This is a genomic window from Rhodothermales bacterium (assembly GCA_017643395.1).
GTDB lineage: Bacteria > Bacteroidota > Rhodothermia > Rhodothermales > UBA10348 > JABDJZ01.
Genome location: JAEPNP010000001.1, coordinates 1,058,053 through 1,081,499, shown reverse-complemented (window position 1 = coordinate 1,081,499; position 23,447 = coordinate 1,058,053). Strand labels below are relative to the sequence as shown.

18 protein-coding genes and 2 tRNA genes are annotated in these 23,447 nt (G+C 62.0%); 10 read left to right on the top strand and 10 right to left on the bottom strand.

Annotated elements, in window-relative coordinates:
- Positions 1-25: 25 nt before the first annotated feature.
- A complete protein-coding gene (gene murQ / locus JJ896_04305; protein ID MBO6778854.1) occupies positions 26-964 on the top strand; it encodes an N-acetylmuramic acid 6-phosphate etherase in 939 nt (312 codons plus the stop codon).
- 15 nt (positions 965-979) lie between these two features.
- Positions 980-4,327 carry a transcription-repair coupling factor gene (gene mfd, locus JJ896_04300; GenBank protein ID MBO6778853.1) on the top strand — a complete coding sequence of 1,116 codons (3,348 nt, stop codon included), beginning with the start codon at positions 980-982 and terminating at the stop codon, positions 4,325-4,327.
- 91 nt (positions 4,328-4,418) lie between these two features.
- On the opposite strand, the gene JJ896_04295 is transcribed toward mfd, so the two are convergent.
- The 7 genes from JJ896_04295 to rpmH all read right to left on the bottom strand — a co-directional run bounded on the left by JJ896_04295 (position 4,419) and on the right by rpmH (position 11,768).
- Complete coding sequence (locus tag JJ896_04295; protein ID MBO6778852.1) at positions 4,419-5,378, bottom strand: YafY family transcriptional regulator; 960 nt, start codon at positions 5,376-5,378, stop codon at positions 4,419-4,421.
- 50 nt (positions 5,379-5,428) lie between these two features.
- Positions 5,429-6,115, bottom strand: coding sequence for a 16S rRNA (guanine(527)-N(7))-methyltransferase RsmG (gene rsmG / locus JJ896_04290; protein MBO6778851.1), 687 nt, complete (start codon positions 6,113-6,115; stop codon positions 5,429-5,431).
- The gene (mnmG, locus tag JJ896_04285) at positions 6,087-7,988 is read right to left on the bottom strand and encodes a tRNA uridine-5-carboxymethylaminomethyl(34) synthesis enzyme MnmG (protein ID MBO6778850.1); all 1,902 of its coding nucleotides are present in this window, start codon (positions 7,986-7,988) and stop codon (positions 6,087-6,089) included. The genes rsmG and mnmG overlap by 29 nt, the downstream gene beginning before the upstream one ends.
- Positions 7,985-9,355 carry a tRNA uridine-5-carboxymethylaminomethyl(34) synthesis GTPase MnmE gene (gene mnmE, locus JJ896_04280; protein ID MBO6778849.1) on the bottom strand — a complete coding sequence of 457 codons (1,371 nt, stop codon included), beginning with the start codon at positions 9,353-9,355 and terminating at the stop codon, positions 7,985-7,987. Before mnmE ends, mnmG begins: the two co-directional genes overlap by 4 nt.
- A gap of 3 nt (positions 9,356-9,358) precedes the next feature.
- On the bottom strand, positions 9,359-11,131 hold the full coding sequence (gene yidC, locus JJ896_04275; protein MBO6778848.1) for a membrane protein insertase YidC: 1,773 nt from the start codon (positions 11,129-11,131) through the stop codon (positions 9,359-9,361).
- A gap of 22 nt (positions 11,132-11,153) precedes the next feature.
- A complete protein-coding gene (locus JJ896_04270) occupies positions 11,154-11,459 on the bottom strand; it encodes a hypothetical protein (GenBank protein ID MBO6778847.1) in 306 nt (101 codons plus the stop codon).
- A gap of 153 nt (positions 11,460-11,612) precedes the next feature.
- Positions 11,613-11,768: a 50S ribosomal protein L34 gene (gene rpmH / locus JJ896_04265; protein MBO6778846.1), complete on the bottom strand. Its 156-nt coding sequence runs from the start codon at positions 11,766-11,768 to the stop codon at positions 11,613-11,615.
- A gap of 130 nt (positions 11,769-11,898) precedes the next feature.
- On the opposite strand from rpmH, the gene JJ896_04260 reads away from it, so the two are divergent.
- Together JJ896_04260 and JJ896_04255 are read left to right on the top strand one after the other, a co-directional pair.
- A tRNA-Gly gene (locus JJ896_04260) sits at positions 11,899-11,971 on the top strand.
- Between the two features lie 65 nt (positions 11,972-12,036).
- Positions 12,037-12,110: transfer RNA gene (locus JJ896_04255), tRNA-Val, on the top strand.
- Between the two features lie 85 nt (positions 12,111-12,195).
- On the opposite strand, the gene JJ896_04250 is transcribed toward JJ896_04255, so the two are convergent.
- The gene (locus tag JJ896_04250) at positions 12,196-14,724 is read right to left on the bottom strand and encodes a GAF domain-containing sensor histidine kinase (GenBank protein MBO6778845.1); all 2,529 of its coding nucleotides are present in this window, start codon (positions 14,722-14,724) and stop codon (positions 12,196-12,198) included.
- 162 nt (positions 14,725-14,886) lie between these two features.
- Here JJ896_04250 and recJ point away from each other — a divergent pair, with 162 nt between their 5' ends.
- From recJ to sulP, 6 genes are all read left to right on the top strand, one after another.
- Positions 14,887-16,569, top strand: coding sequence for a single-stranded-DNA-specific exonuclease RecJ (gene recJ, locus JJ896_04245; GenBank protein ID MBO6778844.1), 1,683 nt, complete (start codon positions 14,887-14,889; stop codon positions 16,567-16,569).
- A gap of 80 nt (positions 16,570-16,649) precedes the next feature.
- Complete coding sequence (locus tag JJ896_04240) at positions 16,650-17,222, top strand: YeeE/YedE family protein (protein ID MBO6778843.1); 573 nt, start codon at positions 16,650-16,652, stop codon at positions 17,220-17,222.
- Complete coding sequence (locus JJ896_04235; protein ID MBO6778842.1) at positions 17,219-17,650, top strand: YeeE/YedE family protein; 432 nt, start codon at positions 17,219-17,221, stop codon at positions 17,648-17,650. Before JJ896_04240 ends, JJ896_04235 begins: the two co-directional genes overlap by 4 nt.
- A gap of 12 nt (positions 17,651-17,662) precedes the next feature.
- A complete protein-coding gene (locus tag JJ896_04230) occupies positions 17,663-19,111 on the top strand; it encodes an MBL fold metallo-hydrolase (protein MBO6778841.1) in 1,449 nt (482 codons plus the stop codon).
- A gap of 101 nt (positions 19,112-19,212) precedes the next feature.
- Positions 19,213-19,587, top strand: a complete 375-nt coding sequence (locus tag JJ896_04225) for a high-potential iron-sulfur protein (GenBank protein MBO6778840.1) — start codon at positions 19,213-19,215, stop codon at positions 19,585-19,587.
- Between the two features lie 109 nt (positions 19,588-19,696).
- Positions 19,697-21,388, top strand: a complete 1,692-nt coding sequence (sulP, locus tag JJ896_04220) for a sulfate permease (GenBank protein MBO6778839.1) — start codon at positions 19,697-19,699, stop codon at positions 21,386-21,388.
- Here sulP and JJ896_04215 read toward each other — a convergent pair.
- Both JJ896_04215 and JJ896_04210 read right to left on the bottom strand, forming a co-directional pair.
- Entirely contained in the window at positions 21,376-22,224 is an 849-nt protein-coding gene (locus JJ896_04215) for a hypothetical protein (protein ID MBO6778838.1), read from the bottom strand. The two genes, sulP and JJ896_04215, sit on opposite strands and share 13 nt — an antisense overlap.
- A 1-nt stretch (position 22,225) precedes the next feature.
- Positions 22,226-23,440, bottom strand: a complete 1,215-nt coding sequence (locus JJ896_04210) for an NAD(P)/FAD-dependent oxidoreductase (GenBank protein ID MBO6778837.1) — start codon at positions 23,438-23,440, stop codon at positions 22,226-22,228.
- Between the last annotated feature and the right edge of the window lie 7 nt (positions 23,441-23,447).

The following is a 23,447-nucleotide window of genomic DNA, read 5'->3' as shown; positions in this document are numbered from 1 at the left end:
TCGGAATGCACGACCAACCTCATCCATGAGCAGCAACTCGCGGCTGTTTGACGAACTCAAGGACCTTGCTACGGAGCAGCGAAATCCCGCCTCAGCGGAGATTGACACGCTTCCGGTAGAGGATGTCCTGCGGGTAATCAACGGACAGGACGCACTGGTTGCCCGGGCCGTCGAGCAGGAGATTCCATATATCGCCCGTGCGGTCGAGCTGATCGTCACGGCATTCCGCACTGGTGGTCGCCTGATCTACGTCGGCGCAGGAACGTCTGGCAGGCTTGGGGTGCTGGATGCGTCGGAATGTCCTCCCACCTTTGGGTCGGATCCGGAGACCGTGCAGGGTCTTATCGCCGGGGGCCCGGAGGCGGTGTTTCGCTCCCAGGAAGGTGCGGAGGATCGCAAGGAGGACGGAGCCCGGGACCTCGACGCGATAGACCTGCAGAGTGTCGACGTCGTATGCGGGATAGCGGCAAGTCGGAGAACGCCATATGTCGTTGGCGCCGTTGAACATGCCCGGACGATGGGGTGCGCGACGCTGTTCGTTACCTGCACCCCACGAAGTGGCTTCAACATCCCGGTGGATGTAGCGATCTGCCCGGTCGTCGGTCCAGAGGTCATCATGGGCAGTACGCGGATGAAGAGCGGCACCGCCCAGAAGCTCGTGCTTAACATGCTGACGACCGCGTCCATGGTGCGCATGGGCAAGGTCTACGAGAATATGATGGTGGATCTGCAGATGACCAGCGCCAAGCTGGTTGAGCGATCCAAGCGCACGGTTATGCAGGTGACCGGTCTTGGTTACGACCAGGTATCCGGCGTGCTTGCGCAGACCGGAGGGCACGTCAAGACGGCCCTTGTGATGATTCTCGCCGATGTCGCGCTTCCGGAAGCCAAGAGTCGGCTGGATCGAGCCTCAGGATTCGTCCGCCCCGCCGTTGCTGGTGACGCGTACACACCTGACTTCTGATGTTTCACGTGAAACGTGTCACTGGGACAGTCCTACGATAGCATCCGGGAATCCGAGGCAGCAGCCGCGCTCCGCGACTGGGCAGCCGATGCAGGCGGAGGCGTGGTGGAAGTGCGCGGAGCGGCCGGCTCGTCTCTGGCATTTCTGCTGTCGGACATGGTCAGGCAGGGCCACAGCCTGCTTTGTGTATTGCCCGACCATGACCGGGCGGCCTATCTGACGAGCGACCTGCAGCAGGTCCTCAAGGGGGATCAGCAGGTCCAGCTACTGCCGCCCGGCGACCATCGGCCGTTTGATCCTGAGCATGTACCCGATCCTGCCCCCGCCATCGAGCGAGCGGACGTCTTGGAGCGCATGCGAGAGGGGTGGCAGGGGGCCATGGTCACTGCTGTCGAGGCATTCCTGGAGAAGGTTCCAGACTCGAGTGCACTGGCTGACTCCACGATTTCCCTCAAATCCGGGGACAGCCTTCCGCCGGAAGCCCTGATTGAACGCCTGGTCGGGGCCGGTTTTGACCGCGTGGAGTTTGTCGAGCAGCCTGGCGAGTTGGCCCTTCGCGGCGGAATTCTGGACGTCTTTCCCTACGTAGGCGACTACCCTGTGCGGCTCGAGTATTTCGGGGACGAAATCGACTCGATTCGGGAGTTCGATATCCACACTCAGCGGTCCGTCAGCAGGCTGACCACGGCCCGGCTCGTACCCAATCTGGATGCCTCCGAGCATGGAGAGAGGTCTCCCGTCTCTGCGTACCTGTCGGACGATACCCTGATCGTGCTTGTTGACCCCGCCGAAACCGTCGAGAAGGCTGAGGCCCTGTGGGCGGACTGGGTATCCGACTACGATGCCCTGGACGAGCAGTCTCGCCCCCGGGATCCGGGCTACTGGTACCTGGATCCGGTCGCCTTCGAGCGTACGACCCTCGACTACCGTCGAATTATCACGGGTGCCTTTCTGACGGAACGAGGCGAACAGGTGGTCAATCTGGCCGCACAGCCCCAGCCAACCTTCAACGGCTCACTGGCTGAAGTACGGAAGCGTCTGGCTCGCAATAGTCGAAACGGCCTGAACACCACCATTCTCTGTGATTCGCGGGGGCAGGAAGCCAGGCTTCTTGAGTTGCTGGACAAGGACCTGGAGCAGTTCGGGGTGCGCGTGGTGGTCGAGTCTCTGCACGAGGGGTTTGAGATTCCCGACCTCGGCATCGCCCTGTACACCGACCACCAGATCTTCAATCGGTACCACCGGCCAACCTCTCGCAAGGCGACAAGCAAGTTCGGGGGCATCTCGCTGAGGGAGCTGCAACAGCTGACCCCGGGCGACTTTGTGGTTCATGTCGACTACGGCATTGGCCGGTTTGCCGGCATGGAACAGATCGAGGTCCGTGGGAAGAAGCAGGAGGCGGTCCGTCTCGTGTACCACAACGGGGATGTGCTGTACGTCAATGTCAGCGCCTTGCACAAGCTCCACAAGTACAAGGGCAAGGAGGGGCATCAGCCTCAGCTCACCAAGCTGGGCTCAGGGCAGTGGGAGAAGAAGAAGGCGCGCACAAAACGCCGCGTCAAGGATATAGCCCGCGATTTGATCAAGCTGTACGCGAAGCGCAAGCGCTCCGACGGATACGCATTTGCCTCCGATTCCATCTGGCAGCGAGAACTCGAGGCCTCCTTCGAGTTTGAGGACACGCCCGATCAGGCCCTGGCCGCAGAAGCCGTAAAGACCGACATGGAGGATGCACAGCCCATGGATCGGCTGGTATGTGGGGATGTCGGCTTTGGAAAGACTGAAGTTGCCGTGCGAGCGGCCTTCAAAGCGGTGCAAGACGGAAAGCAGGTGGCGGTGCTCGTGCCGACGACCATTCTGGCAGCGCAGCATGAACGCACGTTCCGGAAGCGCCTTCGGCAGTTTCCGGTGCGCATCGAACAGCTCTCCCGGTTCAAGTCCAGCGCTGAGCAGAAGGAGGTGCTGGGCAGGCTGGCCGAGGGCAAAGTCGACATCATCGTCGGCACCCATCGCCTGATTTCGAAGGACGTCAAGTTCAAGGATCTCGGGCTGCTCATCGTCGACGAGGAGCAGCGCTTCGGTGTAGGCGCCAAGGAGAAGCTGCGAGAACTGCGCGTCAGCGTCGACACGTTGACACTCACCGCCACCCCAATCCCGCGCACGCTCCAGTTCTCGTTGATGGGGGCGAGAGATCTCTCCATTATTGCGACCGCTCCGCCAAACCGGCAGCCCATCGTCACAGAGATCCACACCTTCAGCAAGGACCTTATTCGCGGCGCCATCCTGTACGAAACCGGGCGCGGAGGACAGGTTTTCTTCATTCACAATCGTGTCCAGTCCATCTACGAGGTTTCGGACATGATTCGCTCCATCATTCCGGACATCCGGATTGTGGTCGGCCACGGTCAAATGAAGGGCCAGGAGCTGGAGCGGGTGATGAAGCAATTCGTCTCCGGCAAGGCAGATGTACTCGTATCGACCTCAATCATTGAAAATGGGCTCGATATCGGAAATGCCAATACCATCATCATTGACCGGGCGAGTCACTTCGGCCTTGCTGAACTCCACCAGCTGCGCGGTCGGGTAGGCCGCTCGGATCGAAAGGCCTTCTGTTACCTGCTGGTCCCGTCCATACACGGCTTGACCCGTGAGGCAAAGCAGCGGCTGCAGGCCGTGGAGGAGTTTTCCGACCTCGGCTCCGGTTTCCAACTCGCCATGCGCGATCTCGATATCCGAGGAGCCGGCAATCTGCTGGGGGCCGAACAGAGTGGGGTAATCGAAGACGTCGGGTTCGAGACGTATCACCGCATTCTGGATGAGGCTGTGGCGGAGTTGAGACGCGAAGAGTTTGGCGAACTGTTTGGAGAGCAGGAGGCACCCCGGGTAGGGGAAACGACCGTGGAAGTCGAGGTCGACGCATTCATTCCGGACGAGTACCTCTCCAACCGGGTCGAGCGCCTGAATATCTACCGCCGTATTGCCGAGGCCGACAGCGAGCAGGCTCTCAAGGCAATTCGGGAAGAGCTTGAGGACCGTTTCGGACCGGTTCTCGAGGCTACGGAGGGGCTCTTTCGATCTGCGTCCATCAAGTTGCTGGGCGAACGCCTCCGTCTTCCGCGGGTGGTCTTCAAGAACGAGCGGTTGTTCCTCTCTGTCCCCGACGACAAGGCTGACCCCCACTTTTACGAGCACATTTTCCAGCCATTGTTGCAGGCACTGGACGGACTGGATCGACGCGTGGCACTGAAGGAGTCCAGGAGCGGGCGTCTGCGGGCCATCGTGCAGGATGTGCCCGATCTGGATGCGGCGATGGAGATCCTGCGGGAGTTGGATCGATCAGCGCTTCCGGCTTCTTCGGCCTGAAAAGGCTTCGCCAGCCCTGCCGGAGGTTCTCGCGTAGGGGCAGGCCACCACTGTGACGCCGCGGTATAACGTTCGGGCCTCCTGCAGGCGGCTAGCTGCGGTTTGCTTCCGCTACCGCCCGAGCGGCCTTGGCCAGCGCCTGCCTGAGCGCCTTGGGCTCCTTGACATCGACTTCGGTTCCGAATCGAAGCAGCCAGTTGGCGACGTATTCCAAATTGTCGAAGCGAAAGCTGACTGTTACGGCCCCGTTCTCGGTGGTCTCACTATCCAAACGGGCGGGAATACCCTGTTTGGCCCTGCGGTAGACTTCTTCCCGAAACCCGAGCCGGATGCGCTTCGTGGCCTGGCGCACACCTCGGGCCTCCAGGTGACGAACCAAATCGAACCCTTCGGGGCGCTCAAAACCCTCCGATAACACATGCATCTGCTCGATGCGATCGAGACGGAAGTTTCGGACCTCGCCGCGCAGGTGGTCAAAGGCGATCAGATTCCAGTGGTCGGTGTAGTAGACGAGACCGAGTGGATCGACCGTGCGGCGGGTCGACTCACCACGGGACTCTACGAAGTAGGACATGATCACCCTGCGCTCCCGCGCCACCGCCTCGCTGAGTTTGTACCACCGACCTTCGTCTGCCTTGGCCTCCTCCTGCGCGGCATGAATCCAGTACGGATCCAGCACCGTTTTTTCCCGCAGGCGGTCGATGTATTCGCGAACCTCACGGGGCAGCACGGACCGGATCTTGAGCCCAACCTGATCCGCGTCGGTACGGATGGAGGCATCAGACTGCAGCTTCATGAACTCGGTGCCCATCAGAAGCGTGGCGGCCTCTCGCGCCGTGAGCATCAGCGGAGGCAACTGGTACCCTTCCAGGATTTCGTAGCCGCCCTCCTCGGCGTAGGTCAGTGGCACACCAGATTCCGTTAGAGCCCGGAGGTCCCGGAACACCGTGCGACGAGACACGCCGAAATGCTCCGAGAGGTCGCGCGAGCTCATATTCGGGCGATTCTGCAGCAGCAGCACGAGCGCAAACAGGCGCTCTGTGCGGTTCATTCGACGTTCTTCGTTACCCATTCGCGTCTGGAGGGTGATCGCGATCCGACTCAGCGAGAGGCCGGCGTTACCTGCAAAATATGCTTTTCGGCAAAGGAGGGGCCGGCTATTTCCTGCAGGTCGAATTGCTCGACACGCACATTCCTGACCTGGCGGATCTCTTTGGCCAGGTCGCCACCCTTCAGGCAGAGCAGACCCGACGACCACCCCTCGACCTGGCCGGATCCTGTCCACTCAGTGGGGGCCGAAATGTCCACGGGCGGGCTGGCAACATCGAGTCGTGGTCGACTCCATTTCCACAGCTTCGCCAGTGGCGCAGTGGCTCGCGAGACGCAATGCGTAGCCTGGTCCTGGTAGTGCTCTGCGCGACCCTGCCACACCCGAACGTTCGACAGGCCTAGCTCACGGACCATGGACTTGAGCGCAGCCGTCTTCTTGCCAATACTGTCGACGGCCACGAATTGAGTCTCCGGAAACGACATCGCGAGCGGCACGGTGGGAAGCCCGCCTCCCGTTCCCCAATCCAGAACAACCGAACCCGGCGGGAAAGTCCGCCAGGCGAGACAGAGGCTGTGTCGGATGTGGTGATTGAAAATGCGATCCTGTGAACTGCGGGCGACCAGGTTGACCCGCTGATTCCAGTGCATCAGCAAGTCTGCGTAGAGCCTCAGGCGCTCCTGCGTCGCAGGCGTGACCCAGGACAGGGGATCAGAGGGCACTGCCAGCTGATGTTTCACGTGAAACATGTACGCGCTTGAGCGCGACTGAGAGCACGGCAACATCCGCTGCGCGCACGCCGGAAATCCTCGATGCCTGACCGAGATTGTCCGGCTGGATCTGGTGGAGCTTTTCCCGCGCTTCCGACGACAGGGCTTCCATCGCGAGGTAATCAAACCCAAGAGGGATGCGAACCGATTCCATGCGACTCACGCTCTTTACGGCCTCGCGGGCTCGCTCCTCGTACCCGGCATACTTGAGGTCGATTTCAACCAGCGCAGCAGCGTTGTCCGGCCCCTTTATGGGTGCGACCAGACTGCTCAGTCCGGCACATTCAAGCAGATCTGTCAGGGTGACCTCGGGTCGCAAGGCGAGTCGTGCCAGTCGCTCAGGCCGCTCAATCGGACTTGTACCGCGGGATTCCAGGTACCCGTTCACGCTGGCGGGGTCAACTGCAGTCTCCTCGATCGCTCGACGCGTTCTGGACAGCGCCACCTCCTTGTCCGCAAATCGCTGCGCCCTCTCCTGCGAAGCCAATCCGAGCTTGCGCCCGATGCGAGTAAGACGCCGGTCGGCGTTGTCCTGACGCAACAGGATGCGATGTTCGGCGCGCGATGTGAACATGCGATAGGGCTCGTCCGTGCCCTTCGCGACAAGATCGTCAATCAGGACCCCGATATACGCCTCGGAACGCGACAGAACCACGCCGTCCGCATCGCGGAGGTACTGGACCGCGTTGATTCCCGCCATCAGCCCCTGAGCTGCGGCCTCCTCATATCCTGTGGTCCCGTTAATCTGACCCGCGAAGAAAAGGCCGCCTACCTGCTTCGTCTCGAGCGTGTATTTAACCTGGTACGGCGGAAAATAGTCGTACTCGATGGCGTAGCCAGGCCGCAGCATGTGTACGTTCTCCATCCCGGGAATGGAGCGCAAAGCCATCAGCTGAACCGCTTCCGGAAGCGACGTGGAGAAACCGTTCAGGTACACTTCGTTTGTGTGCAGCCCCTCCGGCTCCACGAACAACTGATGGCGGTTGCGATCCGAGAACCGCTCAATCTTGTCCTCGATGGACGGGCAATAGCGCGGACCTTTGCCCTCAATCCGACCGGCGAACATCGGGCTCTGGTCGAAGCCGGTCCGAAGCAGATCATGCACCTCTGGATTGGTGTAGGCCAAATGGCAGCTGATCTGGCTCTGAGGGACCTCTTCGGTGAGGTAGGAGAAGGGGCTCGCGTCTGAGTCGCCCTGCTGCTCTTCCATCGAAGCATAGTCTATCGATCTCCCATCCAGTCGTGGAGGGGTGCCGGTCTTCAGGCGGCCGGACTCAAACCCCAACGCATGCAATGCACCAGTAAGACCACGCGCCGAGCGCTCGCCAATGCGGCCACCTCCGAACTGCCGTTCGCCGACATGCACGATGCCGTTCAGAAACGTTCCGCTGGTCAGCACGACCGCCCTCGCAGTGAATTCTGTCTCCAACTGGGTTCGCACACCCCGGATACTTCCATCCTCCACCAGGAGCCCGGTTACCATGTCGGAGCGCATATAGAGATTGGGCGTGCTATCGAGCATCGCTCGGACCGCCGCGGCGTAGCGCATGCGGTCGCACTGGGCGCGAGGACTCCACATGGCCGGGCCCTTGCGCCGGTTCAACATGCGAAACTGAATCCCGGAAGCGTCGGTTGCCAGCCCCATGAGGCCGCCCAGCGCATCGATTTCGCGGGCAATCTGGCCCTTTCCGATCCCGCCAATGGCCGGATTGCAGGACATCTTGCCAACGACATCCAGGTTCATTGAGATCAGCAGCGTGCGAGCGCCCATGCGCGCAGCGGCATGAGCCGCCTCCGCCCCTGCATGCCCGCCCCCAACTACTATGACATCGTAGTCGCTCATTTCCCGATACAGAATCGACTGAAGATCTCTCCGAGGATGTCTTCGTTCGTTACCTCTCCCGTAATGCTTCCCAACGCCTGCAGGGCAGCGCGGAGTTCCAGCGAGAGCAATTCTCCTCCCAGGCCGGCCTCCAGGACAGAGCGTGCGGAGGCCGTCGCCCGCTTGGCCTCCCGGAGGTGGCTCATGTGACGCTGGTTGATCATGCCCTCCGCCGACTCGTAGTCGCGAAGCTCTTCCGGGAGGGCATCCCGTAGCGCCTCCAGAAGTGGATCGAGCGCTTCTGGACGGCGCGTGGCGGCCGATGCACTGAGCCGTAGATGGGCAGTGCGTCCTGATCCGGCGACCAGATCCGCCTTGTTGGCCACAACAACCCGGCTCATGGCTGGTCTCGCCTTGTCCAACTCTGCCAGGTAGGCTGCTTCCGGCTCGGAGAGTCCGACCTGCGCGTCATACAGGTAGATCAGCACGTCCGCCTCCCGGATTCGGTCATCTGCGCGACGTACGCCTTCCATTTCTATGGAATCCTGCGTCTCCCTGAGTCCAGCCGTATCTGTGACCCGGAGCAAGAGTCCATCGAGCGTCACCTCCGCCTCAACAAAATCCCTTGTGGTGCCGGGCGTGTCGCTCACAATCACCCGTTCCTGCCCCAGCAGGGCGTTGAGGAGGGTCGATTTACCTGCATTTGGCCGCCCCGCAATCACGACACGGATGCCGTCTCGCCACTGCGGAACAAAGCGAGCACTCGAGAGCAGCTCGTCCAGTGTGGAGGCCAGACCATTCAGCAACTCGGCAATCTCGGGCCGGTCGGCGAATTCGACATCTTCCTCCCCGAAGTCCAGTTCCAACTCGACCAGGCCGCATAGCCTGAGCAAGTCCGCCCGCATGCCGGACAACCGCTCCTTGAGTCGGCCCTGGAGCTGCCGGAGCGCGACGCGCTGCGCGGCGCGTGACCTCGAATGGATCAAATCGATCACCGCTTCCGCCTGCTCCAGATCCAGCTTTCCGTTGAGGAAGCCCCGTTTGGTGAACTCTCCCGGGGCGGCTGGCGCAGCTCCGGCCTTCAGCAGTGCCTCGAGCACGGAGTCGGGTGCCTGGTGTCCTCCGTGACACGTAAGCTCCACGACATCCTCGCCTGTTGACGAACGCGGCGCACGAAACAGGGTAGCCACAACCTGATCCAGGACCCGTCCATCTCCATCCCTCACACGTCCAAACCAGGCGGTGTGGCTCGGCGCCCCCCTCAGACCGGACCGGGGTCCGGCGAATACAGAGTCTACGATGGCTATGGCCTCCGGTCCGGAAACACGGACAATGGCCAGCGCGGCTTCACCGCGAGCTGTAGCGATCGCGGCGATCGTCGGCTCCACCGGTCACCTCCGCTTCCGCCGCTTGGCGTTCCCGCCCTTCTTCTTCACCGGCTTCTTCGGCTCAAGCTGCTCGGGGTGGTTGTGCAGGCTCCGATTGATCACCTGCTGCTGCGCGGCTGACAGCACGTTGTAGCAGAGATAGTACAGGTTCAGGCCGGCCGCCAGGCGGTTGAAGATCACAAAGATCATCACCGGGAAGATGTAGGTGAGCATCTTCGTCTGCGGGTTTGCCGACAGGTTGCCCTGCAAACGCATCTGCACCACCATGGAGAGGCCCATCAGCACGGTGAAACCGGCCACGAAATCGCCGTACAGCGGAATCGAGAACGGGAGCTGGAGGATGACGTCCGGAGCCGAAAGGTCAGCTGCCCACAAGAAACCCTCCTGACGGATCTCAATGGCCTGCGGGAGGAACTGCCAGAGCGCAATGATGATGGGATACTGAAGGAGCATGGGAAGACAGCCACCGAGCGGGTTGACTCCCGTCTCCTTGTACATCTTCATCATGGCCTCCTGCTGCTTCTGCGGATTGTCCGGAAACTTGGCCTTGATGGCCTCCATCCGCGGCTGCAGCTCCCGCATCTTCGCCATGCTGGTGAAGGACTTCTTCGTCAGCGGATAGACGAGCAGCTTCACCAGGATCGAAAAGATGATGATGACCAGACCGTAGTTCGGGATCCACGCGGCAAGCAGGTCAAACACCGGGACGAACACATACTTGGCGAGCGGGCGGGTGATGCTCGCAAAGAAGTCCCAGCCGAAGTCCACCATGTCATAGAGCGCCACGCCGTACTGACGAATCCGGGACAGTTCCATCGGCCCCATATACAGCCGGAACGACTCGGTGCCCTCGGGGAAACGGCGTGACAGACTCGCCTGGTAGTACAGGGCAAGGTCCTCGCTGTCCATCTCACCAAAGCGCTCCGCAATCAGCTCGGCACCACGCCCTGGCGCATTCGGCAGAATGACGTTGGTGAAGTATTTGGTCTTGACAGCTACCCAGTCCACATCGCCACGGATGGAGTTCTCTGAGTAGCTGTCTTCGAGGACCTTGGCACTCTCTACCTCGCCGCCACTGCGCGCAAAAGCACCCGAGGCAATCGCCTCGTTCTCGATGTCCACCTCGCTGAACGGCACCGCCCCGTTCCAGATGAGCTCGTACCCCGACGCCGTCAGGAAGGCTTCGGGATTCTCCAGATCGAGGTCGTAGCCGACCTCGTAGGAATCATTTCTGAACGTATACGTCTTGCTGATCGCCCCATCGCCCACGGCGGTCCGGAAACGCAGCACAAAGGCCTCGTCCCCCACCTCGATGAGGTCCCGGTTTGTGTCGGCGTCGAAAAAGAAGCTGCGCGTATCGTAGACGCGGCTGTCCGGGGTGGTGAACACCATGGCCAGCGCGCCCGCAAGCGAACTGTCCACCAGTTGCACGTTGCTTGAATCAGCCGCGTCCTGGTAGGAGAAAAGCTCCATCGAGCGGATGGTGCCACCCCGCGTAGACAGCACGGCCTCATACCGGTCCGTGCGCACCGTCAGCAGGCGCGACTCACCCTCGGCAGCACCCAACACCGTGGAATCTGATGCGACCTGCGCCGGGTCCAGAAGTCGCTCCGCGGGAAGCGGTACGACTTCTTCAATATCCACCGACGGCTGTTGGACGAGAGTCGAGTCCTCGGGGATCGGTTCGACAATCGGGGCAGGGGGGGCCAACCAGGTCAGCCAAACCACCATGATCAGGCCGATCAGAATGGTGGCTGTTACGACATTGCGATCCACGGCGAGTGGTTGCTTTGAGGGGTTATCGACCGAGCCGCTCCAGCAGCTCGGACACACGGGCGGCCAAAGCCGGGCCCGTTCGATTCACAGTTGGGGGAGAGTCCGCTGGGGACACGTCCATCAGCAGTACGGTCAACGCTTCGTTCGGGTGCAGTCTGGTGTGGATCTGCTGTCGAAGCTCCGTAAGCACGTGGACCCGGAAGGCCTCCGAAAGGACACGTCTCGCACGAACTCGATGCACGCCACGCACGCCCTTCCTGGTAGCAGTGACCAGCTGAACGCGGACTGTGGGAGGCAGTTCGGAGCGCCCTGCGAGGCGGGCCACCATGAGGACGCCTGCCGCACGGACCCGCGCATTGCCGGGGGCTGTGCGCCCAAACAACGGGCGCAACAATCGCCTCCTTTTCAGGCGATGGGATCGCGGCAGGCCCCGCACCGATCGGGGCGTGCCCTCGATGTCGGTGCCGGGAGCCGGCACGCGCTACTTACCGCTACGGGTATCGCTGACGGTCAGCGCCTTGCGACCTTTGGCCCGGCGGCGCGCCAGCACTTTGCGGCCGTTCTTGCTGGCCATACGAGCACGGAAACCGTGCTTGTTGGCGCGCTTGCGACGGCTCGGTCTATAGGTAGGTTGCATGTCTCTGCGTTCTCAGTGGGATGGCTGCCGCCAGAAAACGGCACAGAGGGATGAATATACGAATCCCAATGCTCCCCACAATCCCGCTGGTTGACATTAGTGTGAATGCCGCCCTACTTTGACGGGCTACGCGGGAATAGCTCAGTTGGTAGAGCATCAGCTTCCCAAGCTGAGGGTCGCGGGTTCGAGTCCCGTTTCCCGCTCTCGCATTTGACCTCGCAGCTTCTTCTCGGATCCGCAGGTTCGCAGAAAGGTTTTCGAGGATTCCGGGCGGTTAGCTCAGCTGGTTAGAGCACCTGCCTTACAAGCAGGGGGTCACTGGTTCGAATCCAGTACTGCCCACTCCGGGAATCGCCGGCCTCCCTACGGCCGATACCGCACCCACTGGCTTGGCCGTCTACCCAATCGGCGACGGAGGGTGTCCGCCTCAGGCCTCCGTCGAGCTTCCAAGCGGCGGCGAAGTTTCCCGACCTCCGGACTTGGCCGGCCGGTCGTCCACCCATGCCGGAGTAGCGCTGGAGCGCTCGAGATCGGCCTCGGTCACCTCTGCGATATGCATGGGGCTTGCCTCAGCCTCGGCGATGGTTTGCATCAGACTGTCCCCGGCGAACGGCTGTGAAACAAAGCACCCGAAACCAGCGCGAGCCAGTCTGTCGGTATCTTTCGGGATGATCTGCGTGGCGACGGCCAGCAGTCGAGCTGAGCCGACTTTTCGTGCGATGCGGCGAGCAGCCTCCTCCACCTCGTGAGGTGCACCGCAGTTGATGTCGACCACGACGGCTGCCCATGATTCGTCGGCGATTCCCTCAACCGCATCCTTTGGCGACGTAACCGTAGTCATGGAGTAACGCGGCCGTACCACCTCCGACAGCAGAGCCGCGGCATCCGGGCTACCTGTCACCAATAGCACGGGTGACGGCGTTCCCGCAGCCATGCGACTGGACTCGTGCAGCGCGAATGTGATCTGCACGGTCGTGCCCACGCCCTTCTCACTCTGGATGTTGATGGTTCCGCCGAGTCGATCCACGAGCTTCTTGGTGATGGCCAGTCCAAGACCGGAGCCTTCGTGCTCGCGGTTGGCCTCCATCTGCTCCTGGCGGAATTCGTCGAACAGCTGCGGTAGAAATTCCGGGCTGATCCCTACACCGGTGTCGGCAACCGACAGGACGGCGTGGGACTCGGTGCGCTTGACGCTTACCCGCACGCTTCCCCCGTCCGTAAACTTGATGGCGTTGTCCACCAGGTTCGTTACGATGCGGTCCAGGCACGCACGGTCCATCGTACACCAGACCGGTGCATCGTCTCCGTCGAACCGGTAGCTGAGTCCCTTGCGTTTCGCCGCGGCCTCCAGGCGCATACTGGTTTCCCGGGCTTCCTCAGCCATGTCCAGCTTGACCAGGTCCACCCCGGCGTTCCCTGATTCGAGACGGGCCAGCTCCAGGACCGAATTAATGGTGTTGAGCAGACGATGGGCGCTCTCGCGAATCAGGCCTGTGAACTCGGTGAGCGGTTCCGGCACTTCTTCATGCAGCACCTGACTGAAGCCCATGATCCCGGAAATCGGCGTTCGGATCTCGTGGGACATGTTGGTCAGAAAGGCCGTCTTCAGGCGTGCCATGTCCTCAGCACGATCACGGGCAAGGACGAGCTCCTGCTCGTAGAGCTCCCGTTCGTCATCCAGACGGGCACGGTGGATACCGATTGCAAGCAGATCGGCAACGTCGCGAGCGATGCTGAAGTGCTCCTCGGTAAACGCCCGCTTCTGGGCCGACTCCATACAGAGCACGCCGACCACCTCTTCCTGGACTACCATGGGCACGTCCACATAGCTGCGCACGCCCTCCGCCAGAAGGACCTTCTCTGACTCGCTCAGCTCCTCCTTGGCCTCCAGGTCACCAACGTGGGAGATTTCCGGCTTGGACTGCACCGAGGAGAATGGAACGGGGTTCCCCACCCTGCGCCCTGTGTCGATCTTTGACTGCATGCCCAGGATCAATGCAGTGTGACGCCGGACGTCGCTTTCCACGAGGCTCATTCGGATAGCCGGCACAAGATCGATGGCAATCTGAAGAGCCAACTTGGCGCACTCCTGCACCGAGTTACCCTCGAGCAGGGACCGCTCGACTGCGTTCAGCAGCTGCAATCGCTGAGTGTATCGTCTAAGTGCCTTCTCGGCTTTCTTGCGAACGCCCACTTCGTGCTCCAGGTCGGCCTTCCGCTTTTCGAGATTGCGGTTCAACTCCTCCAGGTCCGCCATGGCCGATGCCATGGTACTTTCGAAGAGCGACTTGTACTTGGATTCGGACTCCTTCAACGAGCGCTCGTTCTGCCGGTGCTCCCTTACGGAGGAATACAGGTTGCCGGCTTGCAGCCTGACCGACTTGTGTCGTTGTTGCCATTCTTCGGCGCTGCTGCGAAGGCGCTCCATCTGGAACACACCGAATCCCGCGCCCAGGGCAAGTAGAATCAGAAATCCGGAGAATCCGGCAATCATGTTGCGATCCCGCGTCACCTCGGCGATCATCGTGGTGCGATGAAGCCCAACGTAGACGGTCGCGGCCAGCCATTCGTCGAGAACAACCGCCTCGGCCGCTTCCTCGAGATCCGCCCCGGCAAGGTCGTCCACTACGGCGGCCCACTCAGAGTCCAATGGAATTCCGGTCGTGGCACTCGCTATGACCGTGCCGCGCTCGCCGACGACCACGGCGTAGGCGAGGTCCTCGTCCAGCGACGCCAATCCCGTGGCCTGCCGCACGCCCGCAAGGTCTCGTTTGCGGAGACCAACGTCAGAGTAGGCGGCGATGTACTCGGCGGCGTCTTTGGCTCGCTTCGCCAGCACCTCTTCTGCACGAGACTCGATCTGTTCGGGCACAAAGACGTACAACGCAACACCCGTGGCGGCGAGAGAAACCGCTACGGTCAGCACGACGATCGTGAATCGCCTCGATTTTTTCATTGACAGGGACATGGCTTGCGCCCTCTCTATATCGGCGGCATCTGAACTTTTTGTAGCCCCTATCCGCCAGTCACCCTTGCAGCGCCGGAATCGCCGTTGAGCACCATTCAGCCCCCCCCTCGTAAAAAGCTCGAGTGGGTCCTGCGACCCGTCTCTGAACCGGTGGCCGTCTCCGCGCTGGCGAAGCAGCTCAATGACCTGCCGGAGGCGCTCGCTCGGGCGCTCTTCCTTCGGGGCGTGCGCACGTTTGACGACGCTCGTCTTTTCTTCCGCGGATCTCGCGCTGCCCTGCACGCCCCGGGCAACATGGCCGGACTCGATCAGGCCGTCGGACGGGTCGTGAGTGCTATCAGGAGTCGGGAGCGCGTGGTTGTGTACGGTGACTATGACGTCGACGGCACCACGTCGACGGCCATGGTCACGCACTTCTTACGCGAACGGGGCGTCCCGGCTACGTTTTTCATCCCCGACCGTCTGCGCCACGGCTATGGAATGTGCAATGCCGGCGTGGACGAGGCGCTGAACATGGGCGCGTCGTTACTCATCGCGCTCGACTGTGGTGTCACTGCGCACCAGGAGGTGTCGTACGCGAATGCGCGCGGGCTTGATGTGGTGATCTGCGACCATCATACACCGTTGGACACGCTACCGACGGCGATAGCCGTACTGAACCCGAAGCGTTCCGACTGCGCCTACCCGTTCAATGAACTCTGCGGCTGTGGTGTCGCATTCAAGCTGCTGCACGCGGTTTCCGAAGCGCTGGACGAAGACCCGGGCACGGTGGATCAATACCTCGATCTGGTCGCGCTGGCAACTGCAGCCGACGTCGTACCGCTCCGGGGCGAAAACCGAATCCTCCTCCGGGAGGGGATCGGTCGGCTCAGGCAGAAGCCCCGCCTCGGAATTCGCACGCTCGCCGAGCAGGCCAATGTTCGACTGTCCGAATGTGACACGCGCGCCATCCAGTTCGGACTCGCTCCGCGGATAAACGCGGCGGGTCGTCTGGGTGACGCGAAGCGGGCCGTACGCCTGCTACTGACGGACGACGAAACCGAGGCTCTGGCACGGGCGCGACAACTGGAACGGATCAACGCAGACCGCAGGGCTCTCGACAAGCAGGTCCTGGAAACGGCCAGACAAAGGGCAGAGGCCTGGCTGGACGCAGGACACGAATCCATCGTCTTGCACGATGACAGTTGGCACCTGGGCGTACTGGGCATCGTGGCGGCCCGCCTTGTTGACCGACTGCACCGACCCGCAGTGCTTCTTGGCAGCGTCAATGGTGTCGCCAAGGGATCGGCTCGTTCTATTGATAGTGTGAACGTGTACCAGGCGCTGAACGCCTGCGCAGACCTCCTGCAATCCTTCGGCGGGCATGACTACGCGGCAGGACTCGCCCTCGCACCCGCGGACGTGCATGCATTCGCAGAACGGTTCGATCAGGCGGTGCGGCAGGCCACAACCGTGGGTTCCTTCACCAAGCGCCTGGATGTCGACGCCGAAGTGGACGTGAATGCCATCGACCACCGCTTTTGGGCCGTACTTGAACAGTTTGCTCCTTTCGGAGCGGAAAACGCGCCGCCCGTATTTGTCAGCCGCGGTCTGCGTGTCGCCGGCCCCCCACGATGCCTGGGCAAGAATTCGAACCACCTCAAGTTTCGTGTTGCCCAGGGCGACTCGGCCAGCCGGGAGGTGATAGGCTTCGGACTGGCGGACCGCTATGAGGTGGTCGCAGATGCCGTGAGCCAGCGCAGCCCCGTGGACATCGCCTACGAGGTGACCGAGAACGTGTGGAACGGCGTGCGCTCCCTCCAGCTAAACCTCCGGGATGTGCGTCCCGGGTGAAGGGGGAAGCACTTACTTGTTATAACAAGACAGGACAACTATATTCAGAACGTGATCGTCCGAACGATTACCCCTGAACCATGATCGATTTCCTTACACAACCCTGGCCGTGGTGGGTCTCCGGACCCTTGATTGGCCTGGTCGTGCCGGCCCTGCTTCTTGCGGGAGGCAAGCAGTTCGGCGTCTCCGAAAACTTGCGCCACATGTGCGCTGCCACGATCCCCGGCCGCGTTCCCTTCTTTCAGTACGACTGGAAGAAGGCAGGTTTGTGGAATCTCACCTTTCTGGGTGGTGTGCTCGTGGGTGGTTTCCTGGCCGTCTCCATGTTCATGTCCGGCGACCCGCTCGGCATCTCCGAAGCCGCCCGGGCCAGCATGTCCGAACTCGGTATTTCTGAGTTTGAAGGGCTCGCGCCCGAGGCTGTCTTCAGCTGGCGCGGGCTTGCGACGGTTGAAGGGGTCCTCCTCATCATTGTCGGGGGTTTCCTGGTGGGATTCGGGACCCGATATGCGGGCGGATGCACGTCCGGCCATGCGATCTCAGGCCTGTCAAACCTGCAGCTGCCGTCCCTGATCGCCGTGATTGGCTTTTTCGCCGGCGGCCTCATCGCAACGTGGTTCATCTTGCCCCTGATACTTGGAGGTGGGTCATGAGCCAGTCTGCGCGGCGCCTGGGACTTTACCTCCTGATCGGCATCTATTTCGGCCTGGTGCTTACCAAGAGCGAGGCCATTTCCTGGTATCGCATCCAGGAGATGTTCCGCTTCCAGGCCTTTCACATGTATGGCATTATCGGCTCTGCCCTCGCAGTGGGTCTGATATCCATTCAGGTCATCAAGCGACTCAGCGCAAAGGATCTGGACGGATTGCCCATCACGATTCCCGACAAGGAACTGGGGAGCGGGACGCGATACTGGCTGGGCGGGACCATTTTCGGCCTTGGCTGGGCCCTCACGGGGGCCTGCCCAGGCCCCATGTTCGCCCTCGTCGGGGCTGGGCTGCCTGTCATGCTCATCGCCGTACTGTCCGCGGTGGCCGGCACCTGGGTCTACGGAGCCCTTCGAACGCGTCTGCCACATTAACTGCACCATTCCATGTTCTTCAGACAAGTAGCAGACGAAAAGCTGGCCCAGTATGCCTACCTGATCGGGTGCCAGGCGACGGGAGAGGCCATCGTCATAGATCCTGAGCGGGACATTGACCGCTACATCCGACTGGCCGAGCAGAACGGACTGAACATCGTAGCGGTCGCCGACACGCATATTCATGCCGACTATCTCTCCGGCCTGCGGGAATTCGCGGAGCGGGGCGTGCTCGTATATGCCTCTGACGAGGGCGGGCCGGACTGGACGTATGAGTGGCTCCCGCGATCGGACTACGCATACAAGCTCCTTCGGGACGGCGACACCTTCTCGGTGGGCAATATCCACTTTCGCGCGGTGCATTCTCCGGGCCATACGCCGGAGCACCTCAGCTACCTGGTCACAGACCACGGGGGAGGGGCCGATCAGCCCATCGGCCTGGCCAGCGGAGACTTTGTATTTGTCGGTGACCTGGGCAGGCCCGACCTGTTGGAGTCTGCCGCCGGCGTGAGGGGCGCCATGGAACCCGCTGCGCAGCAGCTCTTCCAGTCGGTGCAACGATTCCTCGAACTGGAGGACTACCTCCAGGTGTGGCCGGCCCACGGCGCAGGCAGCGCCTGCGGCAAGGCCCTGGGTGCCATTCCCGAGACGACAGTCGGATACGAACGCCGCTTCAATGGCGCCATTCAGTCCGCAAAGCGAAGCGAAGCGGAGTTTGTCGGGGCCATACTGGACGGTCAGCCGGAGCCTCCGATGTATTTCGCGCGCATGAAGCGCGACAACCGTAGCGGGCCCCGGGTGCTCGGAACGCTGCCCAACCCCCGGCTTCTGTCGCTGGAAGAGCTCGGCAAGCTTTCCGGGGACACCTCCGTCGCGCTGGTGGACGCGCGACTGAACCGCGACGCGTTCCTGGACGGACACATCCCGGGATCCTTGCTTGCACCGTTCAACCGCACATTCAACACGGTCGTGGGGTCGTTCGTGGACGACGAAACGGACCTCTATCTGGTGATCGAGCAGGCTCATGTCGAGGAGGCGGTGCGGGATCTCGTGAGAATTGGCCTGGACCGCGTGGTCGGCTATGCGACACCCGACATGCTGGAGACCTTCCGGGACCAGGGCGGTCATCTCGATACCGTTCCGCGCGCCCACATGGACGAGATCGCCGGCCTCACCCGGGATCCCCAACACATCGTCCTTGACGTGCGCAACCACTCCGAGTGGCTCGCAGCCCGAGTCCCCGAATCGAAGAACATAGCCTACACCCGGCTCGCACTCCGCATGGACGAGGTGCCAGAAAACAAGACCCTGCTCGTGCATTGCATGACCGGAGGTAGAAGTTCGGTGGCCGCTGCATTCCTCAAGAGACATGGCGTGGACGTGGTGTTCCTGGACGGCCTCTTCGCCGAATGGGTGGCCGCGCATGAGCCCGCCGCCGGTGTCGCGGAAGCGACGGCCTGACACCAATCTGCAGTCGGCGCTTGCACCAACGTGCCTTCCCGAATTAGGCTTGCCTGAACGTACCCCTCATAAGCGAACTCCCCCACCAACAGACCCACGCCATGAAACGGACATCCCCGAGTCGTCGCGACTTCTTGAAGCGTTTTGGCGCCGCTGGCGCCCTCAGCATCGGTGCCGGATCCGTGCTCGCAGCGTGCGGAGGGGGCGAATCCGCTCCGCAGGCCGAACCAGAAGCGGCCGCTGCCGAGTCAGCGCCGGAAGGCTGCATGGACACATCCGGCCTTACCGAACAGGAGATCGGAATGCGCGATTCCCTGCAGTATGTGGACACTACGCCCGAAGAGGGCAAGCTCTGCAGCAATTGCTCGCTCTGGCTGCCGGCACCCGAAGGCGCAACCTGTGGCGGCTGCAACCTCCTGAAGGGACCCATCCATCCGGACGGCTACTGCATCTCCTGGGCACCTGCCCAGACCTGAGCCAAACCCTCGGCAAGGTTTCAAAGCGCCGTCCGCATGCCGGGCGGCGCTTTCCTTTTGTCCGGTTTTTTGACGAGGCAACAAGGCCCCGCGCTGCTGCCGGGAAGCCATGAACTGGATCCGATCATACACCCCCTCCCAGTTTCGGGGTGACCTGTCCGCCGGCTTGACGGTCGGTGTGATGCTCGTGCCCCAGGCGATGGCCTATGCACTCCTGGCGGGCATGCCGCCCGTCTACGGGCTGTATGCCTCCCTGGTGCCGTTGGCCGTGTACACGTTTCTGGGCACGTCCAGGCACCTGGCCGCGGGAATCATGGCGATTGATTGCCTGCTGGTGATCAGCGTGGCATCCGCCTTTGCAGAGCCGGGGACTCCCGCCTACATCGACACGGTGTTGAGCCTGGCGTTACTCTCCGGCCTCATTCAACTGGCATTGGGCGTCGCGCGCTTTGGTTTTCTGGTAGCATTGCTATCCAGACCGGTTGTAGCGGGATTCGCCTCAGCCGCGGCCCTGAGCATTGGTTTCTCCCAGATGCCCGGCCTGCTTGGCACCGGCGGTGCTGCCTCAGGTTCGCTTTCTTCTCTCTTTGAACTCCTGCGCACGCTTCCTCAGACGCTACACCCGGTCAGTGCCCTGATCGGCCTTGTGGCAGTGCTGGTGATCATGCTTATCCGCCGACACTGGCGTAAGGTGCCAGGAGCCCTCATCGTGGTGGTAGTGGGAATCCTGCTGGTGTGGGCGCTGGGCCTCGACGCGAACGGCGTCGCAATCGTTGGCGCGGTGCCGGCCGGCTTTCCGCAGTGGCGCGTTCCAACACTGACCCTGGAGCTGACCGGCAGGCTCTTTCCAGCCGCGCTGACACTGGCTCTCGTGCAGTTCACGACTGTCATCAGCCTGGGGAAAGTCTTTGCCTCGAGAAACGGCTATCGCATAGACGCAAACCGGGAGCTGCTCGCCGTGGGGGCCATGAACGCAATTGGATCCACACTTGGCTCGATTCCCGTTTCCGGAAGCTTTTCCAGAAGCGCCGTCAATGAGTCAGCCGGCGCCGCTACCCCTGCTGCCAACCTGATCACTGCAGCGCTCATCGCTGTCACCCTGCTGCTGTTGACCCCGGCCTTCTTCTATCTGCCTATCCCGGTCTTCAGTGCGATCATCATGGTGGCTGCGTTCACGATGGTCGACGTGCCGGAAATTCGTCTGCTGCTGAAGACCAAGCGCATGGACGGCCTGATTGCGCTCGTCACTTTTGCGACAACCCTGATCATAGGAATCCAGGAAGGCATTCTGACCGGAATCGCGGCCTCCATCACAGCGGTCATGTTTCGCATTACGCGGCCGGAGATCGTGGAGCTGGGGCACCTGCCCGAGACTCGGCTCTTCCGGGAACTCGGACGCAATCCGGAAGCGGTCTCCATCAACGGCATCTACATCGTTCGATTTGAGGCCTCGTTCAGTTTTGTCAACGCCGACTTCATCCGGGACCATATAGAACGCCACCTGCTGGAGAATCCGGGCACTCGCGCCTTGCTGATCGATTCTACAAGCATCAACGATCTGGACACCACGGCCGCGGATGTGCTGGCCGACCTTTGCGAGGCCCTGGACAAGCGCGGGGTACGCCTGGTTTTCTCCGGCGTAAAGGGCAGGGTGGGCGACGTGCTGGCGGCGGCCGGCCTGCAGGAGCGAATCGGACCGAACAACTTCTTCCTCAGTCCGCACCGTGCGGTGCAGAGCATTCTGGCAGACTGGGGTCGTCAGCATGAGTATCGACACGCGCCAGGCACTCAAGAGGAGTAGTCCAGATCCCGGAGGCGGTTCACTACCGATCGGAAGACCTCACGCCTTGCCGTCCAGAGCTCCTCCCACGGTCCAGGGCGACGGGTCCAGCACGCTGCGTGGTAGTCCGCTTCAACGAGCAGGGCATCAGCTACACCGTCGAGCGCGCCGTACTGCGAGGCTCCCAGGAGCAGGTTCTGCAGCATGTGGACCCGACCGGCAAAACCGCACGGCACGCCTACGGCTCGGCCGATTCTCCGGACCGTGTTTCTCCCGACAAATACCCCCGTGGAGGCATGGGACGTCAGGAGTCGGCAAACAGTGAGCAGTGAGTCGGCCTCCGTCGGGAGCGGCAACGCGTTGGGCCTCCAAAGTGGCTCCGTGTCGGCCTTACCGCACACCGACAACGCCACCTCGGCGAGCTCGGCGTACTCCGGGTAGCCCTCTCGGCCGGCGGCATGCGACCAGCTCGGCACCCAGGCGAGTATCATGTCGGCTCGCAGCCTCTCGAAAACCTTCGTAGCACCGGCCAGGCGCATGCCCGCTAGGGCGCGCAACTGCTGCCAGAGATGCTCCGAGTCCCCGAGGCCCGGGACCGCAGCGAGAACGCGCTCGGCGGCTTCGCGGCCGGCCTGTCCGTCGGGATCCAGAAAGAGGCCGGCGATCGGGGGCACTGCCATACCCATCAGGGCCTGATGTGACGCGGCTTGCTCGTCGCCTGAGGTCTGTGGCTGCGCAAACAGTGCCCGTGCCTGGGTTTGCGAGGCGGCGGATCCGTGCAGCCCGTGCTCCAGGAGATCCGCAATGAGCCGCAGAGCCGCAGCGGACCGCGCTGGGTCGCCTTCCGGGTTGCTCATCCTACGCACGCCCCCGAAGCATCCCCTTCCAGTACAAAGGGGGGAGGATGTGCCGCTTCAGCAGATACATGCTTGCCCGTTCCTTTGTCGTATCGAACGGAAAACTGGGATCAGGCCTGTTGTCGTAGTCGAATTCCGCCAGCACCAGTTTGCCATACCCGGTCACGAGTGGACAGGACGAGTAGCCGTTGTACCGGTGACCGGCCGCCGGCGACCCTGACCGCATTTGGGCCAGGAGATTGGCGACGAGAATTGGCGCCTGCTTTCGCACCGCGGCGCCTGTCTTGGCATTCGGTGTCGACGTCGTATCCCCGAGTCCGAACACCTCCGGAAATCTGGTGTGTCGCAGTGTATGCGGGTCTACCTCGAGCCATCCGTCCTGATTGGCCAGGCTGCTTTCCCGCACCACGGACGGAGCTCGTTGCGGCGGAACGACATGTAGCATGTCGAAGGGCACTGTTTCAATGTGCTGAGCGCCCGTCTCGGCGTCAGTAACCCTCACGTCCGCCTCCTGCTCGACACCGCGCACTGCGATGAGCTCGGACCGAAACTCGAAGGAGATTCCGTACCTGGCGATGACGTCCTTGAGGGTGCGCTCGAATTCCGGCACGCCAAAGACCACCGATCCCGGACTCATGAAGCGGATGCTCGCGGTACCCAGGAGTCCGCGCCTGCGCAGATGATCCGCGGCCAGGTACATGATTTTCTGAGGCGCGCCGCCACACTTTACCGGCGTGGCGGGCTGGGTAAAGACCAGCCGCGACCCCGGCCCCAAACCCGAAAGCGTGCTCCAGGTGTAGGGTGCCTGTTCAAAGGCATAGTTGGAGCAGACGCCGTGCTGCCCAAGCGAATCAGCAAGGCCATCGATGCCATGCCAATTCAGCTCGATACCGGTCGCCACTACGAGATAGTCGTAGTGAACGCTTCCGCCGGACTTCAGGTGCACCTTTGACGCCTCCGGCTCGAAGCGCACCACCGAATCCTGGATCCAGGTCACACCCTTCGGGATGTAGTCGGCCTGATCCCTCACCGTGTCTTCGGCCGGAAGGACACCGCCGCCGACCAGTGTCCACAATGGTTGGTAGTAGTGCTTTTCAGAAGGCTCGACCACAGCAATGTCGAGCTTGGAATCTGCCCTGTGCAGCCTTGCGGCGACCGTGAGGCCCGCTGAGCCGCCCCCTACGATCAGAATGGTATGTGAGTCGTTCCGTGACATGTCTCCT